Source organism: Micromonospora sp. NPDC002296, from assembly GCF_040296145.1.
GTDB lineage: Bacteria > Actinomycetota > Actinomycetes > Mycobacteriales > Micromonosporaceae > Micromonospora.
The window spans coordinates 42,585-57,881 of record NZ_JBEOWQ010000026.1 but is presented as its reverse complement, the minus strand read 5'-3'; the positions used below and the strand labels follow the sequence as shown (position 1 = coordinate 57,881).

The following is a 15,297-nucleotide window of genomic DNA, read 5'->3' as shown; positions in this document are numbered from 1 at the left end:
TGGGCACGGGCAGCGTCCCTTCCCTCGACCACCGGGCCCGGTCGTCCTCGGCGCGGCGGCGTCCTCCGCCGGCGCCGGATGGCGGCCTGCTGGGCGGAGACCGCCGGTCAGGATACCGGACCGGCGGCCGGCCGCCAGACCCGCGACATCACCGAGCGTCAATATTGACGTAGCGTCGCCGACCGGTCGCGAATCGGGTCGGCCGGCGGGTCGGTCAGGCCAGGTCGAGGGCGTCGCGGGCCTCGGCCCAGACCCACTCGTTCGCGGCGACCAGCAGGCCCCGGCCCTCTTCGGCCGGGTGGTACTCGCTGCCGTCGAACCGGCGGGCCACCCCGCCGCCCTGGCGGACCAGCAGCACCCCCGGGGCGTGGTCCCAGGGCAGGGTGCGCCAGAAGAGCACGAACTGCTGGGAGCCGACGAGCAGGTCGAGATACTCCCGGCCGGCGCAGTGCTGGCCGGGCAGCAGCTCGCCGATCCGCTCCCCGCCGGCCTCGGCGCGCCGCCGGGCCTGCGGCGGCAGGAACCGGGTGATCGCGGTACCGCGCAGGCTGCCGAGCGGCGGCACCTCCTCGGCGGTGCGCACCGGGGCGCCGTCCACGAGGGTCCCCTCGCCCGCCCGGGCCACGGCCAGCGTCTCCGCCAGCGGGTCGAGCACCCACGAGGCGACCGGCGCCCCATCGGTCAGCAGCGCCACCATCAGGGCGAACGGCCGCTTCCCGGCGGCGAAGTTCGAGGTGCCGTCGATCGGGTCGACCAGCCAGACGTCCCCGTCGTCGCGCAGGTGATCCAGCAGGCCCGGGTCCTCGGCCGCGGCCTCCTCGCCGACCACCAGCGAGCCGGGTCGCAGCCGGCGCAACCCGGCGCTGATCAGCTCCTCGGCCCGCTGGTCGGCGACGGTGACCAGCTCACCGGGCGCCTTCTCGGCGACGTCGGCGTCGTCCAGCTTTCCGAACATCGGCAGTACGACGTCCGCCGCGGCCCGGTGCAGCAGCTCCGCGACGTCGTCCAACAGGGTGTCAGCCACGCGGCGGCAACTTCACGACGCTGACGAAGAACTCGTCGATCTGCCGGACCACCGAGATGAACTGCTCGAAGTCCACCGGCTTGGTGACGTACGCGTTCGCGTGCAGCTGGTAGCTGCGCAGGATGTCCTCGTCTGCCTGGGACGTGGTCAGCACCACCACCGGGATGCGGCAGAGCTGCTCGTCCTGCTTGATCTCCTCCAGCACCTCCCGGCCGTCGCGGCGGGGCAGGTTGAGGTCGAGCAGGATCAGGTCCGGCGCGACGGCGTCCGCGAACTGGCCCTCCCGCCGCAGGTAGGCCAGCGCCTCGTCGCCGTCGGAGACGACGGTCAGCCGGTTGCGCAGCTTGTGCTCCTCGAACGCCTCCTGGGTCATCAACACGTCACCCGGGTCGTCCTCGACCAGCAGGACCTCGATCGGGCTCTTGCCGTCCGCCGGCGCGGTCATGTCACCGTCTCCTTCATGCCACCCGTGCTGTCGGTCTGCGGGGCCTCGTCGGCCCCTTCCGCCCGTGCCCCGCCCTGACGGGGCGGCTCGGCCCCGGCCGCGCCCTCGACCGCCGGGTCCGCGGCGGCGGCCGGCTCCCCGGCGTCCACCGTCTCGCCGACCGGGGCCTCGGCTGCCTGCTGCTCGGCCGCCCGCGCCGCCTCCACGTCCTCGGGCAGGGCCGGCAGGGTGAACCGGATCGCGGTGCCCTCGGCGGTGTCGGTGTCCACCCAGACCCGGCCGCCGTGGTACTCGGCGATCTTCTTGACGATCGCCAGGCCGATGCCGGTGCCCGGGTACGCGTCCTTCGAGTGCAGCCGCTGGAAGATCACGAAGATCTTGTCGGCGAACTCCGGCTCGATCCCGATGCCGTTGTCCTGGCAGCGGATCTCCCACTCGTCGTCGACCAGCCGCGCGGAGACGTGCACCTTCGGCGGCACGTCCGGGCGGCGGAACTTGATCGAGTTGCTGACCAGGTTGGCCAGCAGGTTGGTCAGCAGCGGCTCCTCGCCGCGGATCGTGGGCAGCTCGCCCCAGGTCAGCTCGGCGTCGGCGTACTGCCGGGCGGACTCGGTCTGCGCGGCCACGTCGCCCATCACCTTGTTCAGGTCGACCTCGGTGAAGCCGGTGGTGAGCCGGCCGATCCGGGAGAACGCCAACAGGTCGTTGATCAGGCGCTGCATCCGCTGCGCACCGTCCACGGCGAACGCGATGTACTGGTCGGCCCGCTCGTCGAGCTGCCCCGCGTACCGGCGCTGGAGGAGCTGGCAGAAGCTGGCCACCTTGCGCAGCGGCTCCTGCAGGTCGTGCGACGCGACGTACGCGAACTGCTCCAGGTCCCGGTTGGAGCGGACCAGTTCCTCGGCCTGCTTCTGGAGCTGGCCGTTGACCCACTCGATGCTCGCCCGGGCCTCGCGCACCTCCGCCAGGTCCTTGGCGATCTTCTGACGCATCGCGTCCACGTCGTCGGCGAGCTGCTGGAACTCCGGGGGGCCCGACCCGGCGATGCGGTGCTGGTAGTCGCCCTCGGCCACCTCGCGGACCTGCTCGGCGAGGCTGATCAGCGGCCGGACCACCATCCGGTTCAGCGAGGTCAGCAGCACCGCGCCGGCCACGACCACCACCAGCGCCGCCGCGATCAGCAGCATCACCAGGACCGAGCTGGTGCGGTAGATGTCGGCCGCGCCCTTCTCCCGCTGGTCGAGGATGCCCTGCTGGAGTTGGGCGACCGAGGCGCGGATCTTGTCGAAGCTCTGCCGGGCCTGGTCAGTGATCAACGCCTGCCCGGCCACCGTGCCGGACCGCTCGGTGGTGCTGATCACCGGCTCGGCGACCGTACGGCGCCATTCGGCGGCCTCGACCTTGACCGATGCCAGCTCCCCGGCCAGCCCCGGGTGGACATCGATCAGGGGCTCCATCGACCGGTAGAGCTGCCGCTCCCGCTCGACACCCTGGACGTACGGTTCGAGGTCCTCGCGGTCGCCGGTGACGGAATAGCCGCGCACCGCGGTCTCCTGGTCGACCAGCACGTTCAACAGTTCCTGCGACTGGATGCGCAGCGGGCCGGTGCGGTCCAGCAGCGTGTGGATGTGCGCCCGGTTCTTCGCCGCCACCGCGATCTCGACCGCGACGGATGCACCGAGCAGCACGCCGACCACGGTGAGCAGCACGACGACCCGGCGGCGCAGGGTCCAGCTCGGCTGCCGCGCCGTCACCGGCCACCGCCCCGGGTGAGCAGGAGCATGGCGACGTCGTCGGCGAGCGGCCCCCCGTTGATCTGTTCCGCCCGCCCCACCAGCCAGGCCGGCAGCTCGGCCAGCGGCACGGCCAGATTGTCCGGCTCGCCGAGCAGGGCGGTCAGGCCGGAGACGTCGAGCCGTTCGTCGCCGTCACCCACCCGGCCCTCGATCAGGCCGTCGGTGTACATCAGCAGGGACCAGTCATCGGTGTCGAACTCCAGGTCGAAGGCGATGGGCCGGCGCGGTCGGACCCCGAGCAGCAGGCCGCCCGGCGCCGGCACCGGCGCGACCCTACCCCCGGACAGCAGCAGCGGCGGCGGATGCCCCGCGAGCCGCACCGTGGCGGCGTTGCGGGCCAGGTCGAGCCGGGCGGTGGCCACCGTGGCGAAGATCTCCTGGAGCCGGCGCTCGCTCATCAGCACCTGTTCCAGGGCGGGCAGCACCTCGTCGTCGGGCACCCCGGCCAACACCAGGGCCCGCCAGGCGACCCGGAGCTCCACCCCGAGGGCCGCCTCGTCCACCCCGTGCCCGCAGACGTCGCCGACGATGAAGTCGACCCGGTCCGGCCGGGTCTGCACCACGTCGTAGAAGTCGCCGCCGATCAGCGCCGCGTGCCGGCCGGGGCGGTAGAAGGTGTGCACCGCGACCTGGTCGGTCGACATCAGCGGCTGGGGCAGCAGGCCCCGCTCCAGCCGGGCCGACTCGGCCTGGCGCAGCTCCACCTCGCGCAGCCGCCGGGCGTTCTCGTCGGCCCGTTTGCGTTCCACGGCGTAGCGCAGCGCCCGGGTCAGCAGCACGCCGTCGACCTGGCCCTTGACCAGGTAGTCCTGTGCGCCCTCGGCGACCGCGACGATGCCCAGGTGCTCGTCGGAGCGGCCGGTCAGCACGCACACCGCAGCACCACTGGACATGTCCAGCACCTGGCGCAGCCCGTCCAGCCCCTGGGCGTCGGGCAGGCCGAGGTCGAGCAGGACGCAGTCCACGCCCATCACCCGCTTCCGGGCCTCGCGCAGGCTGCTGGCGACCGACAGCTCGATCATCGAATTGGTCTCGGCGAGCAGCTCACTGACCAGGAAGGCGTCGCCCTCGTCGTCCTCGACCAGCAGCACCCGCAGCCGCTCGCCGGGCGGCAGGTTGGGGTGCCGACCGAGGCCTCCGTGCGGGTACGGCACGACGGAGGGACCGGCATGGCCGGGCCCCCGGTGCGGCCGGGTCACCGCCGCGAGACGCGGAAGATCGCTGGTGATGTCGGGCTCCTTCCGAGTGCCCTGCTGATCCTGTATTAGACAACGGTCGCACACAACACGACGGGCCCGGCACGGGCGGCATGCCATCCGTCACGAACCGGGCGGGCAACGGGAACAAGTGCCCTGCTGGGCATTCCCGCTGCCGGCTCCGGCGGTGCAGGATGGTGCCCACCCTGGCCCCACCCCCGAGGAGACCCCGTGGGCGCACCGCCCCCCACCCGCGCCGCAGAGCGGGCGCTGACCCGGCCCCGCCGTCGGTCGCTCGCCGCCCTGGCCGCGCTCGGCGCCCTGCTCGCGGTCGGCGGCACCGTCGCGTACGACCTGGACACCCCCGACCCGGCCCCGGCCGACGCCCCGGCCGACGCGTTCAGCGCCGGGCGGGCGTACCAGAACGTGCAGGCCGTCGCGGCCCGGCCGCACCCGGCCGGCAGCCCGGCCAACGACCAGGTCCGCGCGCACGTGGAGAGCGTGCTGCGCGGCCTCGGCCTGGAGACCACGGTGCAGGACACCGTCGCCGAGGAGGCCGGCCAGCTCAGCGGGGCCGCCGCCGGGGCGACCCTGGCCCGGGTCCGCAACGTGGTGGCCCGGCTGCCCGGGACCGACCCGACCGGGAAGGTGTTCCTGGTCGCCCACTACGACTCGGTGCAGTCGGGGCCGGGCGGCAACGACGACGCCGCCGGCACCTCGACCATCCTGGAGACGGCCCGGGCGCTGACCGCCGGCCCCCGACCCCGCAACGACATCGTCTTCGTGCTCACCGACGCCGAGGAGGCATGCCTGTGCGGGGCGTCCGCGTTCGCGGCGGACCACCCGCTCGCCGCCGACGGCGGGGTGGTGCTCAACCTGGAGGCGCGCGGCTCCACCGGCCCGGTGATCATGTTCGAGACGTCCCGGGACAACGCGAAGCTGGTGGACGTCTTCGGCCGGGCCGCCCCGCACCCCGTCGGCACCTCGTTCGCGGTGGAGATCTACCGGGCGCTGCCCAACGACACCGACTTCACCGCGTTCCTCGACCGGGCCGGGTTCGTCGGGCTGAACTCGGCGTACATCGACGGCGGGGCGATCTACCACACCCCCCTGGACACCCCGGCCGCGATGGACCGGGCCAGCCTCCAGCAGCATGGTGACAACGCGCTCGGCCTGGCCCGCGAGTTCGGCCGCGCCGACCTGACGGACCTGCGCTCCGGGCACGACGCCACGTACTTCCCCGTCCCCGGCGGCCTGGTCCGCTACCCCGGCTGGCTGGTGCTGCCGTTGGCACTGGCGGCGCTGGTCGCCGTGGCCGCGCTCGGCTGGCTGGCCCGTCGGCGCGGCCGGACCACGTACGGGCGGCTGGCCGCCGGGTTCGGGCTGGCGCTGGTACCGATCGTCGCCGCCCCGCTGGCCGCGCAGTTGCTCTGGGCGGGGATCACCGCCGTTCGGCCCGGCTACGCCGAACTGCTCGACCCGTACCGGCCGACCTGGTACCGGCTCGCGGTGGTGGCGCTCGCCGCCGCGATCCTGGTCGCCTGGTACGCGCTGACCCGCCGTCGGGTCGGCCCGGCCGCCCTGGCGATCGGCGGGCTGGGCTGGCTGGCCGTGCTCGGCGTGGTGCTCGCGCTGCTGGTGCCCGGCGGGGCGTACCTGACGACCCTGCCGGCCCTGGCCGGCGCGGTGGCCGGGCTGGTCGCCCTGGGCACCCGGATCGACGGCCCCTGGCCGGTGGTCGCGGTGACCCTGGCCGGCGCGGTCGCCGTGGTGATCCTGTTGCCGACCGTGGTGCTGCTCTTCCCGGCGCTCGGCATGGCGATGGGCGGCGTCGCGGCCCTGTTCGCGGTGCTGCTCGGGCTCGCCGTGCTGCCGGTGGTGGACCTGCTGCACCCGGAGGCCGGCGGGCAGCGCGGCCTGGTCGCGGCCCGGGCCCGCCGGGCGGGCGCGCTGCCGGCCGTCGCCGCCGGGCTCGCGGCGGCGGTGTTCGCCGGGGTCGGGCTCTCCGTCGACCGGTTCGACGCCGCGCACCCGGTGCCCACCCACCTGATGTACGCCCTGGACGCCGGCACCGGGCAGGCCCGCTGGCTCAGCCGCGAGGCCGACCCCCAGCCCTGGACCGACGGGTACGTCGACGGGGTGGCCGAGGTCGGGGACTTCCCCGGGCTCGGCGCCGCCGAACTGCGGGGCGGTCCGGCCCAGGCGGCGAACGTGCCCGCGCCGAAGCTGGAGGTTCTCGCCGACACCCGCTCGGGCTCCGGCTCGGCCGAGCGGCGCACCCTGCGGGTGCGGCTCACCCCGCAGCGGCCGGTCCGGCTCGCCACCCTGCACGTCGACGGCGCGACCGTGGTGGAGTCCGCGACCGTGAACAGGCGGCGGGTGGACGGCGATCGGCCCGCCGACGACTCGGCCTGGGGCTTCGGGGTGGTCTTCCACGCCCCGCCGCCGGAGGGCATCGAGATCACCCTGGTACTCGCGCCGGGCTCCCGGCCGACGACGCTGCGGGCCATGGACGCCAGCGACGGCCTGGACGCCGTCCCCGGCTTCCGCCCCCGCCCGCCGGGCGTCGGCGTGGTCGGCTCGCACAGCTCGGAGATGCTCGCGGTGGCCCGCACCTACCCCCTCTAGGACCGGGCAGTCCCGCAAATTCACGGAAAGAGTGGCCATTCGGGGCGGAATGGCCACTCTTTCCGTGAATTTGGCGTGGGGGTGGGTGGGGTGGGGTGGGTTACTTCCAGCGGAAGTGGATGAAGAGGCGGCCGAAGTTCTTCGAGTCCTTCTCCACCCGGTGGTAGAGCTGCTTGACGTCCTTCTGGTCGAGGAAGCGCAGCACCCGCTTCTTGAGCTGTCCGGAGCCCTTGCCGGGGATGATCTCGACGAGGGTGGCCTTCTTCGCCACCGCCTCGTCCATGATCCCGCGCAGCGCGCGGTCGATGTCCTGGCCCTTGTTGAAGATGTCGTGCAGGTCCAGCTTGAGCTTCATGCCGCCTCCACCACCTGTGCACGTCCCATGGCAGCCCATGGTAGGCCCGCAGTCGCCGGGAGGGGCCTCGGGCTTCGGGCCCGGGCAGGGAAGGGGTTGAGTTCCCCCTCCCCCTGCCCGGCGCGGTCAGTGACCGCCGCTGACCCGGTTCTCCACCCGGCGCAGCGCGGTCGTGTAGTCGGCGTTCGTCGCGTGCATCGCGGCGGCGATGCGCAGGTGCCGCAGCGCGTCCGTCGGGCGGTTCATCCGCTCCAGCGTCCGGCCGAGCACGTGATGCGCGTAGTGGTCGCTGGGGTCCCGGTCGACCAGCTCGCGCAGCTGTTCCTCGGCGCGGTGGAGCTGGGCGGTCTGGAAGTACGCCCGGGCCAGCAGCTGCCGTACCGAGGAGTTACCGGGCTCGGCCTCGACGATCGGCTCCAGCAGCCGAACCGCTCCGGACGCGTCACCCATCTCGAAGAACATGGTCGCCCGCCGGTACTCCGCCAGAAGATCCATGACCCACCTCCTCGTCTCGCGCCGTCACTGATCCGACGCTGGCACAACACCGCGCGGAACGCGAGTGTTCCTGCGGCGAAACCCGCCGGACCGGGCCGACGACGGCACGGTCAGGCCGGCGTCCTTCCCCTGTGCAGGTCCCAGGCGCGGACGCCGCCGACGATCCCGGCGGTGTTCGGCACCACCACCACGTCGTCGCCCATCCGGGCGAGCTGCTCGGGCCGGATCAGCCGGGAGTTGCCCCCACCCAGGTAGAGCCGGTCCCAGTGGAACACCGGGCGCAGCCCGTCCACCACCTGCCGGATCCGGCGGGACCAGAACGCGTCGCCGAGGCGGCGGCGCTCCGGCTCCCCCACGTACGTGTCGTAGGTGGTGCCCCAGCGCACCGGGGCGTGGGACAGCTCCAGGTGCGGGGCGAGCACGCCGCCGTCGAAGACGGCGCTGCCCAGCCCGGTGCCGAGGGTCAGCACCAGCTCCAGGCCGGTGCCGGCCACCACCCCGGCGCCGTGCACCTCGGCGTCGTTGAGCACCAGGGCGGGCACCCCGAAGGCGTCGGCGACCGCCGTGCGCGCGTCGAAGCCGGACCACTCGGCCAACAGGTCGGGGTCGACCCGGCTGCGGGGGCCGGCCCGGGTCACGTAGTGCGGGGTGGCCACCACCACGCCGTGCCGGAGCATGCCGGGCATCCCGACGGTCACCCGATCCGCCGTGGGCAGCCGGCCGCCGAGGTCCAGCAGGGTCTTCACGAACAGCGCGGGCGGCAGGGGGTACGGAGTGGGCTCCCGCAGCGGCCGGGCCCGCATCGTCCCCGCCCCGTCCAGCACCGATGCCTTGATCCCGCCGCCGCCGCAGTCGATCGCCAGAGTCGTCGCCACGTCGGTGAGTCTGCCCCGCGCGAGGCGGGCGCGGGTGCCGGGTGCGGGAACCGACCGACGGACCGGCCACCGAACGCCGATGGGCGCGCCCGATAGGCTCGCCTTCTCATGAGCGCGACGATGGTGGTCAAGGATCTCGCGGCCGGGCACGGGGAGCGGCTGCTCTTCGCCGGGCTGGACCTGGTGGTCGCCCCGGGCGACGTGGTCGGCCTGGTGGGGGTGAACGGGGCGGGCAAGTCGACGCTGCTACGTACCCTTGCCGGGCTCCTGCCGGTCGAGGCCGGCAACGTCACCCTCAGCCCGCCCACCGCGGCGGTCGGGCACCTGCCGCAGGAGCCGGAGCGCCGGCCGGGCGAGACGTTACGGGACTTCCTGGCCCGACGGACCGGGGTGACCGCCGCCCAGGCCGCGCTGGACGCGGCCACCGAGGCGCTGACCGCCGGGTCGGCGGGGGCCGACGACGCGTACGCCGACGCGCTGGAGCGCTGGCTGGGTCTCGGCGGGGCGGACCTGGAGGAGCGGGCCGAACAGGTGGCCGCCGAGCTGGGCCTCGCCGTCGACCTGGACCACCCGATGACCGGCCTCTCCGGCGGGCAGGCGGCCCGCGCGGGGCTGGCCTCGCTGCTGCTCAGCCGGTACGACATCTTCCTGCTCGACGAGCCCACCAACGACCTCGACCTGGCCGGGCTGGACCGGCTGGAGCAGTTCGTCACCGGGCTCCGCGCCGGCACGGTGCTGGTCAGCCACGACCGGGAGTTCCTCACCCGCACGGTGACCCGGGTGCTGGAGCTGGATCTGCACCAGCAGCAGGTCCGGCACTACGGCGGCGGCTACGCGGCGTACCTGGAGGAGCGGGAGGTGGCCCGCCGGCACGCCCGCGACGAGTACGACGAGTACGCCGACACCCGGGCCGGGCTGGAGGCCCGCGCCCGCACCCAGCGGTCCTGGATGGAGAAGGGCGTGAAGAACGCCCGGCGCAAGGCCACCGACAACGACAAGATCGGCCGCAAGTTCCGCTCCGAGGCGAGCGAGAAGCAGGCGGCGAAGGCCAAGCAGACCGCGCGGCTGATCGAGCGGCTGGACGTGGTCGAGGAGCCGCGCAAGGAGTGGGAGCTGCGGATGGAGATCGCCGCCGCGCCCCGCGCCGGCGCCGTCGTGGCCTCGCTCCGCGACGCCGTGGTACGCCGGGGGGACTTCACCCTCGGCCCGGTGACCCTCCAGGTCGACTGGGCCGACCGGATGGCGATCACCGGGGCGAACGGGTCCGGCAAGACCACCCTGCTCGGGGCGTTGCTGGGCCGGCTGCCGCTGGACGCCGGGCACGCCGCGCTGGGCCCCGGCGTGGTGGTCGGCGAGGTCGACCAGGCCCGGGGGCTGTTCCTCGGCGGCCAGCCCCTGCTGGACGCGTTCCAGCTGGCCGTACCGGAGCTGGCGCCGGCCGACGCGCGGACGCTGCTGGCCAAGTTCGGCCTGCGGGCCGACCACGTGCTGCGGCCGGCGGCGTCGCTGTCGCCCGGCGAGCGGACCCGGGCGGCGCTGGCGCTGCTCCAGGGGCGCGGGGTGAACCTGCTGGTGCTCGACGAGCCGACCAACCACCTCGACCTGGCGGCCATCGAGCAGTTGGAGGCGGCGCTGGCCGAGTACCCGGGGACGCTGCTGCTGGTCACCCACGACCGGCGGATGCTCGAAGCGGTGGCCGTCAACCGCCGGGTGCGGGTGGACGCGGGACGGATCACCGAGGACTGACGGCGTGCCGACCGGCGGTCCCGGGGTGACAATGACCCCATGCTCAAGTGGGAGTACGCGCTGTTGGTCCGCCGTCGCCAGGCGGCCAGCACCGACACCGGCTGGGAGATCGTCTTCGTCTGGTACGGCCCGGACGGCTCGATGGTCGACGTCACGCCGTACGGCGACACGTCGCTGGCCCATCTGAACCGGGCCGGCGACCAGGGCTGGGAGCTGGTGTCGATGAGCGAGGACCCGTCCATGCCGGGCAGCAGCGAGCTGCACCGGTACCACCTCAAGCGGCCCAAGGCGGCCACCCCGTCGCCCCGGCAGCGGATCCGGGGCCCCGGCCGCCCGGCCCGCCGCCTCCCCGGCTGACCCGCCGTTTTCCGGCCGACCGCCGCCGGCCCGCCCGGAACGGTGCGCCCCGGCGGGCATAGCCCCGGCGGATCCGGGTAACGCGGCCGGCGGAGGTGGCCCATGGTCGCGATGGCCCTGACCCCGCCCTCGGCCGAACGGCTGCGGGCGGTCGACGACTTTCTCGCCGAGGCGTGGGCGGATCAGGCGTCCCACGACGACCGGCTGCGCGACCTCGCGGTGCGGGTGCGCTTCGACCAGGGGGTGGCCCACCTGACCGGCGAGGTCGACGACGCGGCGCAGCTCCGGCTGGTCCGGGACCTGGTCGGCCGGCTCGCCGGCGTGTTCGGGGTCTGGGGCCGGGTCCGGATGGCCGGCCGGGACCCGGTCGTGGTCGACCTGGGCTGCGGCGGCACCAAACAGTACCCGGGAAACCTGGGGCTGGACCTCTTCCCCGCCCCCGGGGTGGACGCGGTGGCCGACCTGTCCGGCTCGCTGCCGCTGGCCGACGACTCGGTGGACGTGCTCTTCGCGGTGCACATCCTGGAGCACCTGATCGACTTCCTGCCCCTGGTGGACGAGTGTCACCGGGTGCTCCGGCCGGGCGGCGTGCTGCACGTGATGAGCCCCTGGTGGGGACACGTGAACGCGGTGGCCGACCCGACCCATGTCCGGCTGCTCGACGTGCAGACGTTCAAGGGAATCTGCCTGCAGCGCCCGCCGGGCGCCCCGCGCTGGTACCCCCTGCACGTGGGCTGCGACGGGGCCAGCATCTTCGCCGACCTCACCCCCCTTCCCCCGAACGCCACCCCACCACCCACCCGCCACCTCGCCCGCTTCTTCAGCTGACCCATCCGGGGTGGGGGGGTGGTCAGGGGTTGGGGTGGGAGGGGTTCTGGGTGGCGAGGCGGTTGCGGCGGTAGCCGTAGCCGAAGTAGATGAGCGTTCCGAGCAGCATCCAGATCAGGAACCGGAGCCAGGTTTCCACCGACAGGTTGAGCATCAGGTAGAAGCAGGCCAGCGCGGAGACGATCGGCAGCACCGGGGAGAACGGGACCCGGAAGGGCCGTTCCAGGTCGGGGCGCTTACGGCGCAGGATCGGCACCGCGACCGACACGAGCACGAACGCGCAGAGCGCGCCGATGCTGACCAGGTCGGCCAGCGCGGACAGCGGCAGGAAGCCGGCGAGCAGCGCCACGGCCACGGTCATCACGGCCGAGATCCGGTACGGGGTGCCCCAGCGCGGGTGGATCTTGGCGATCGACGGCGGGATCAGCCCGTCCCGGCTGATCGCGAAGCCGATCCGGCCCATGGCCACCAGTTGCACCAGGACCACGCTGGTCAGGCCGGCGACGGCGGCGATGGAGACGAGGACACCGGCCCAGCCGGCGCCGACCGCGTTGAAGGCGGAGGCGATCGGGGCGCCCCGGTCGATCTCGGTGTACGGGACCATGCCGACCACCACGAGCGAGACGCCGATGTACAGCACGGTGGAGATCAGCAGGGTGCCGAGCAGGCCCAGGGGAAGATCGCGCTTGGGCCGCCTGGTCTCCTCGCCGAGGTTGGCGACCGCCTCGAAGCCGGTGTACGCGAAGAAGACCACCGCGGCGGCGCTGAGCACCCCGACGAACCCGAAGACGGACGGCTCCAGCCCGAACAACGCCTGGGTGACGGGCTGCTTGATGCCGTCGTCGCCGGCCCCGGCGGGCTCGGCCGGCGGGATGAACGGGGTGAGGTTCGCGGCCTTCACGAAGAACAGGCCGGCGACCACGACGAACACGCAGACGGCCACCTTGACCAGCACGAGCAGGTTGGTCACCCGGGCGGACTCGCGGATGCCGATGATCGCCACGACGCCGAGCAGCAGGACGATGCCGATCGCTCCGAGGTTGACCACGCTGCCCTCCTCGCCGAACCAGGCGGTGGGCAGGCCGAACAGCTCGGCGAGGTAGCCGGACCAGCCCCGGGCCACCACCGCCGAGCCGAGGGCGAACTCCAGCAGCAGGTCCCAGCCGATGATCCAGGCGACGATCTCGCCCATGGTCGCGTACGCGTAGGTGTAGGCGCTGCCGGCGGTCGGGACGCTGGACGCCAGCTCGGCGTAGCAGAGGGCGGCGAGCAGGGCGACCACCCCGGCGATGGCGAACGAGATCACCACGCCCGGACCGGCGCTGTCCCGGGCCTCGATGCCGGTGAGCGTGAAGATGCCGGTGCCGATCACGATGCCGATGCCGAAGCCGGTCAGGTCGACGGCGCCGAGCCGGCGCTTCAAGCCGGGCCCGCCGTCGCTGCCGTCCGCCTCGCCCTGGGCCATCACGTCCCTGATCGGTTTGGTACGCAGCACGGACACCGCGCTCACCCCTCCCGCCGTGCGACCACCACCGCGGCGGCCGGTGACCGGCCAAGCTACCCAGCCGGCCGAGCCGCGAATCCCGACCGTCGGTATCGGTGAGGTCACGGTCCGGCGGATGGGTGGGTCACGCCCGGGGCGATCGTGCGGCCGGTCGGCGCGGATCTGGCCGGAGGGCTTGCGCCACCCCTGCCCGGTGTGAAAATTTCCTACCAGCGACAGATTCCCATCGGCGAATGTTGCCGATGGTGTGTGCCACGCGCAACGGCCGGGGTCGGCCGCGCGGGGTCCGTCGCCACCCGACCCCGTCACGCCGAGCCCCAACGAAGGGACGCACCGGATGAAGGCAACTCGGCTCAGAGCCGCCGGGCTGGCCGTAGCTCTGCTCGGGGCGCTCGTCGCCGTCTCCCCCACGGCCGCCAGCGCGGCGGGGACCGACGCGAACGACGCCGCCACCACCACCTCCTGCACCACCGACCCGGCCACCCCGAAGCGACAGTTCCGGGCCATGTGGATCTCGTCGGTGGTCAACATCGACTGGCCGAGCAAGGCGTCCCAGACCGCCCCCGACCGGATCGCCGCTCAGCAGGCGGAGTACCTGGGCCTGCTCGACCTGGCGAAGAAGCTGAACCACAACGCGGTGGTGGTGCAGGTCCGGCCCACCGCCGACGCGCTCTGGCCCTCGCCGCACGAGCCGTGGTCGGAGTACCTGACCGGGGTGCGCGGGCAGGACCCGGGCTGGGATCCGCTGGCCTTCCTCGTCGCCGAGTCGCACAAGCGCAACCTGGAGTTCCACGCCTGGTTCAACCCGTACCGGGTCTCCATGCCGGCTCCCGGCGGCGCGGGCGCGGACCTGGCCAAGCTCGCCCCGAACCACCCGGCCCGGCAGCACCCGGAGTGGACCTTCGCGTACCCGCCGGCCGGGGTCGCCGGCAGCCGGCTCTACTACAACCCCGGCATTCCTGAGGTCCGCGAGTTCGTCCAGACCGCGATGATGGACGCCGTCACGCGGTACGACGTCGACGGCGTGCACTTCGACGACTACTTCTACCCGTACCCGAGCGGCACCCACCAGGTGCCGGACGACGCGACGTTCGCCGAGTTCAACCGGGGCTTCACCGACCGGGCCGATTGGCGGCGCGACAACATCAACCTGCTGATGCAGGAGATGAGCGCCAAGATCAAGGCGGCGAAGTCGTGGGTGAAGTTCGGGGCCAGCCCGTTCGGCATCTGGCGGAACAAGTCGGCGGACCCGCTCGGCTCGGACACCACCGGCAGCCAGTCGTACGACATCATCTCCGCCGACACCCGCAAGTGGGTGAAGGAGGAGTGGATCGACTACATCGTGCCGCAGCTCTACTGGTACATCGGCCAGTACCCGGCCGCCGACTACGCCCGGCTGGTGCCGTGGTGGGCCGAGACGGTGCGCGGCACCCGCGTGCAGCTCTACATCGGGCAGGCCGACTACAAGAGCGGCGACCCGGCGTACGGGGCGTTCTGGCAGAACCCGCGCGAACTGTCGGACCACCTGACGCTCAACCGGTCGTACCCGGAGGTGCTCGGCAACTCGCACTTCTCCGCCGTGCAGGTGCGGGCGAACCGGCTCGGCGCGACCGACATCTACGCCGCCGAGCACTACTCCCGCCCGGCCCTGGTGCCGGCGATGCCGCACCTGTCGGCCAAGCCGCTGCTGCCCCCGCTGGTGACCGGCGCGCAACGGCAGGACGACGGCGTGCGGCTGAGCTGGCGGCAGTTGGCCGACGGCGTGGGCCCGCTCGGTAAGGCGGCCTCGTACGCGATCTACCGGTTCGACGGGAACGGCCTGGTCGGGAAGTGCGGCTTCGCCGACGCGTCCCACCTGGTCGGCACGGTCCGGGCCACCCCCGGCGCGGTGCAGTCCTGGGTGGACACCACCGCCGAGGCCGGCCAGCGGTACACGTACCACGTGACCACGCTGGACCGGCTGTACAACGAGAGTTTCGTCAGCCTGCCGCGCTTCGTGCGCTGACAGCAGGAGCGAATGCCCCGGGCCGCCTCCAGCGGCCCGGGGC

Annotated in this window: 13 protein-coding genes; 5 read left to right on the top strand and 8 right to left on the bottom strand. The window is 73.4% G+C overall.

The window, feature by feature from the left end; translation table 11 throughout:
- Positions 1-214: 214 nt before the first annotated feature.
- Genes ABT023_RS20090 through ABT023_RS20075 form a run of 4 tightly spaced genes read right to left on the bottom strand, consistent with a single transcriptional unit; the run spans position 215 to position 4,419 of the window.
- The gene (locus ABT023_RS20090) at positions 215-1,024 is read right to left on the bottom strand and encodes an inositol monophosphatase family protein (protein ID WP_350887789.1); all 810 of its coding nucleotides are present in this window, start codon (positions 1,022-1,024) and stop codon (positions 215-217) included.
- Entirely contained in the window at positions 1,017-1,469 is a 453-nt protein-coding gene (locus ABT023_RS20085) for a response regulator (RefSeq protein ID WP_350887786.1), read from the bottom strand. The genes ABT023_RS20090 and ABT023_RS20085 overlap by 8 nt, the downstream gene beginning before the upstream one ends.
- Entirely contained in the window at positions 1,466-3,223 is a 1,758-nt protein-coding gene (locus ABT023_RS20080) for a sensor histidine kinase (RefSeq protein WP_350887783.1), read from the bottom strand. Before ABT023_RS20080 ends, ABT023_RS20085 begins: the two co-directional genes overlap by 4 nt.
- Positions 3,220-4,419 (bottom strand): PP2C family protein-serine/threonine phosphatase, encoded by a 1,200-nt coding sequence (locus ABT023_RS20075; protein WP_350887781.1) that lies wholly within the window; start codon positions 4,417-4,419, stop codon positions 3,220-3,222. Before ABT023_RS20075 ends, ABT023_RS20080 begins: the two co-directional genes overlap by 4 nt.
- 273 nt (positions 4,420-4,692) lie before the next feature.
- Between ABT023_RS20075 and ABT023_RS20070 the strand changes: the two genes are divergently transcribed.
- On the top strand, positions 4,693-7,089 hold the full coding sequence (locus ABT023_RS20070; protein ID WP_350887779.1) for a M28 family peptidase: 2,397 nt from the start codon (positions 4,693-4,695) through the stop codon (positions 7,087-7,089).
- Positions 7,090-7,189: 100 nt separating this feature from the next.
- On the opposite strand, the gene ABT023_RS20065 is transcribed toward ABT023_RS20070, so the two are convergent.
- From ABT023_RS20065 to ABT023_RS20055, 3 genes are all read right to left on the bottom strand, one after another.
- A complete protein-coding gene (locus ABT023_RS20065; RefSeq protein ID WP_117664998.1) occupies positions 7,190-7,444 on the bottom strand; it encodes a Smr/MutS family protein in 255 nt (84 codons plus the stop codon).
- Positions 7,445-7,570: 126 nt separating this feature from the next.
- Positions 7,571-7,939, bottom strand: coding sequence for a tetratricopeptide repeat protein (locus ABT023_RS20060; RefSeq protein ID WP_350887776.1), 369 nt, complete (start codon positions 7,937-7,939; stop codon positions 7,571-7,573).
- Between the two features lie 110 nt (positions 7,940-8,049).
- Entirely contained in the window at positions 8,050-8,814 is a 765-nt protein-coding gene (locus tag ABT023_RS20055; protein WP_161686089.1) for an ROK family protein, read from the bottom strand.
- A gap of 108 nt (positions 8,815-8,922) precedes the next feature.
- On the opposite strand from ABT023_RS20055, the gene ABT023_RS20050 reads away from it, so the two are divergent.
- The 3 genes from ABT023_RS20050 to ABT023_RS20040 all read left to right on the top strand — a co-directional run bounded on the left by ABT023_RS20050 (position 8,923) and on the right by ABT023_RS20040 (position 11,745).
- A complete protein-coding gene (locus ABT023_RS20050; RefSeq protein ID WP_350887774.1) occupies positions 8,923-10,560 on the top strand; it encodes an ABC-F family ATP-binding cassette domain-containing protein in 1,638 nt (545 codons plus the stop codon).
- 39 nt (positions 10,561-10,599) lie between these two features.
- Positions 10,600-10,917: a hypothetical protein gene (locus ABT023_RS20045; RefSeq protein WP_350887773.1), complete on the top strand. Its 318-nt coding sequence runs from the start codon at positions 10,600-10,602 to the stop codon at positions 10,915-10,917.
- Positions 10,918-11,019: 102 nt separating this feature from the next.
- Positions 11,020-11,745, top strand: coding sequence for a methyltransferase domain-containing protein (locus tag ABT023_RS20040; RefSeq protein WP_350887770.1), 726 nt, complete (start codon positions 11,020-11,022; stop codon positions 11,743-11,745).
- Between the two features lie 22 nt (positions 11,746-11,767).
- Here ABT023_RS20040 and ABT023_RS20035 read toward each other — a convergent pair whose 3' ends face one another.
- Positions 11,768-13,246, bottom strand: coding sequence for an amino acid permease (locus ABT023_RS20035; RefSeq protein ID WP_350887768.1), 1,479 nt, complete (start codon positions 13,244-13,246; stop codon positions 11,768-11,770).
- A gap of 340 nt (positions 13,247-13,586) precedes the next feature.
- On the opposite strand from ABT023_RS20035, the gene ABT023_RS20030 reads away from it, so the two are divergent.
- Complete coding sequence (locus tag ABT023_RS20030) at positions 13,587-15,254, top strand: glycoside hydrolase family 10-like protein (RefSeq protein ID WP_350887765.1); 1,668 nt, start codon at positions 13,587-13,589, stop codon at positions 15,252-15,254.
- Positions 15,255-15,297: the final 43 nt, after the last annotated feature.

Bases quoted from the DNA above. Each gene is read 5' to 3' on its own strand.
- ABT023_RS20085 (WP_350887786.1), bottom strand. From the start codon at position 1,469: ATGACCGCGCCGGCGGACGGCAAGAGCCCGATCGAGGTCCTGCTGGTC.
- ABT023_RS20065 (WP_117664998.1), bottom strand. From the start codon at position 7,444: ATGAAGCTCAAGCTGGACCTGCACGACATCTTCAACAAGGGCCAGGAC.
- ABT023_RS20060 (WP_350887776.1), bottom strand. From the start codon at position 7,939: ATGGATCTTCTGGCGGAGTACCGGCGGGCGACCATGTTCTTCGAGATG.
- ABT023_RS20050 (WP_350887774.1), top strand. From the start codon at position 8,923: ATGAGCGCGACGATGGTGGTCAAGGATCTCGCGGCCGGGCACGGGGAG.
- ABT023_RS20045 (WP_350887773.1), top strand. From the start codon at position 10,600: ATGCTCAAGTGGGAGTACGCGCTGTTGGTCCGCCGTCGCCAGGCGGCC.
- ABT023_RS20040 (WP_350887770.1), top strand. From the start codon at position 11,020: ATGGTCGCGATGGCCCTGACCCCGCCCTCGGCCGAACGGCTGCGGGCG.
- ABT023_RS20030 (WP_350887765.1), top strand. From the start codon at position 13,587: ATGAAGGCAACTCGGCTCAGAGCCGCCGGGCTGGCCGTAGCTCTGCTC.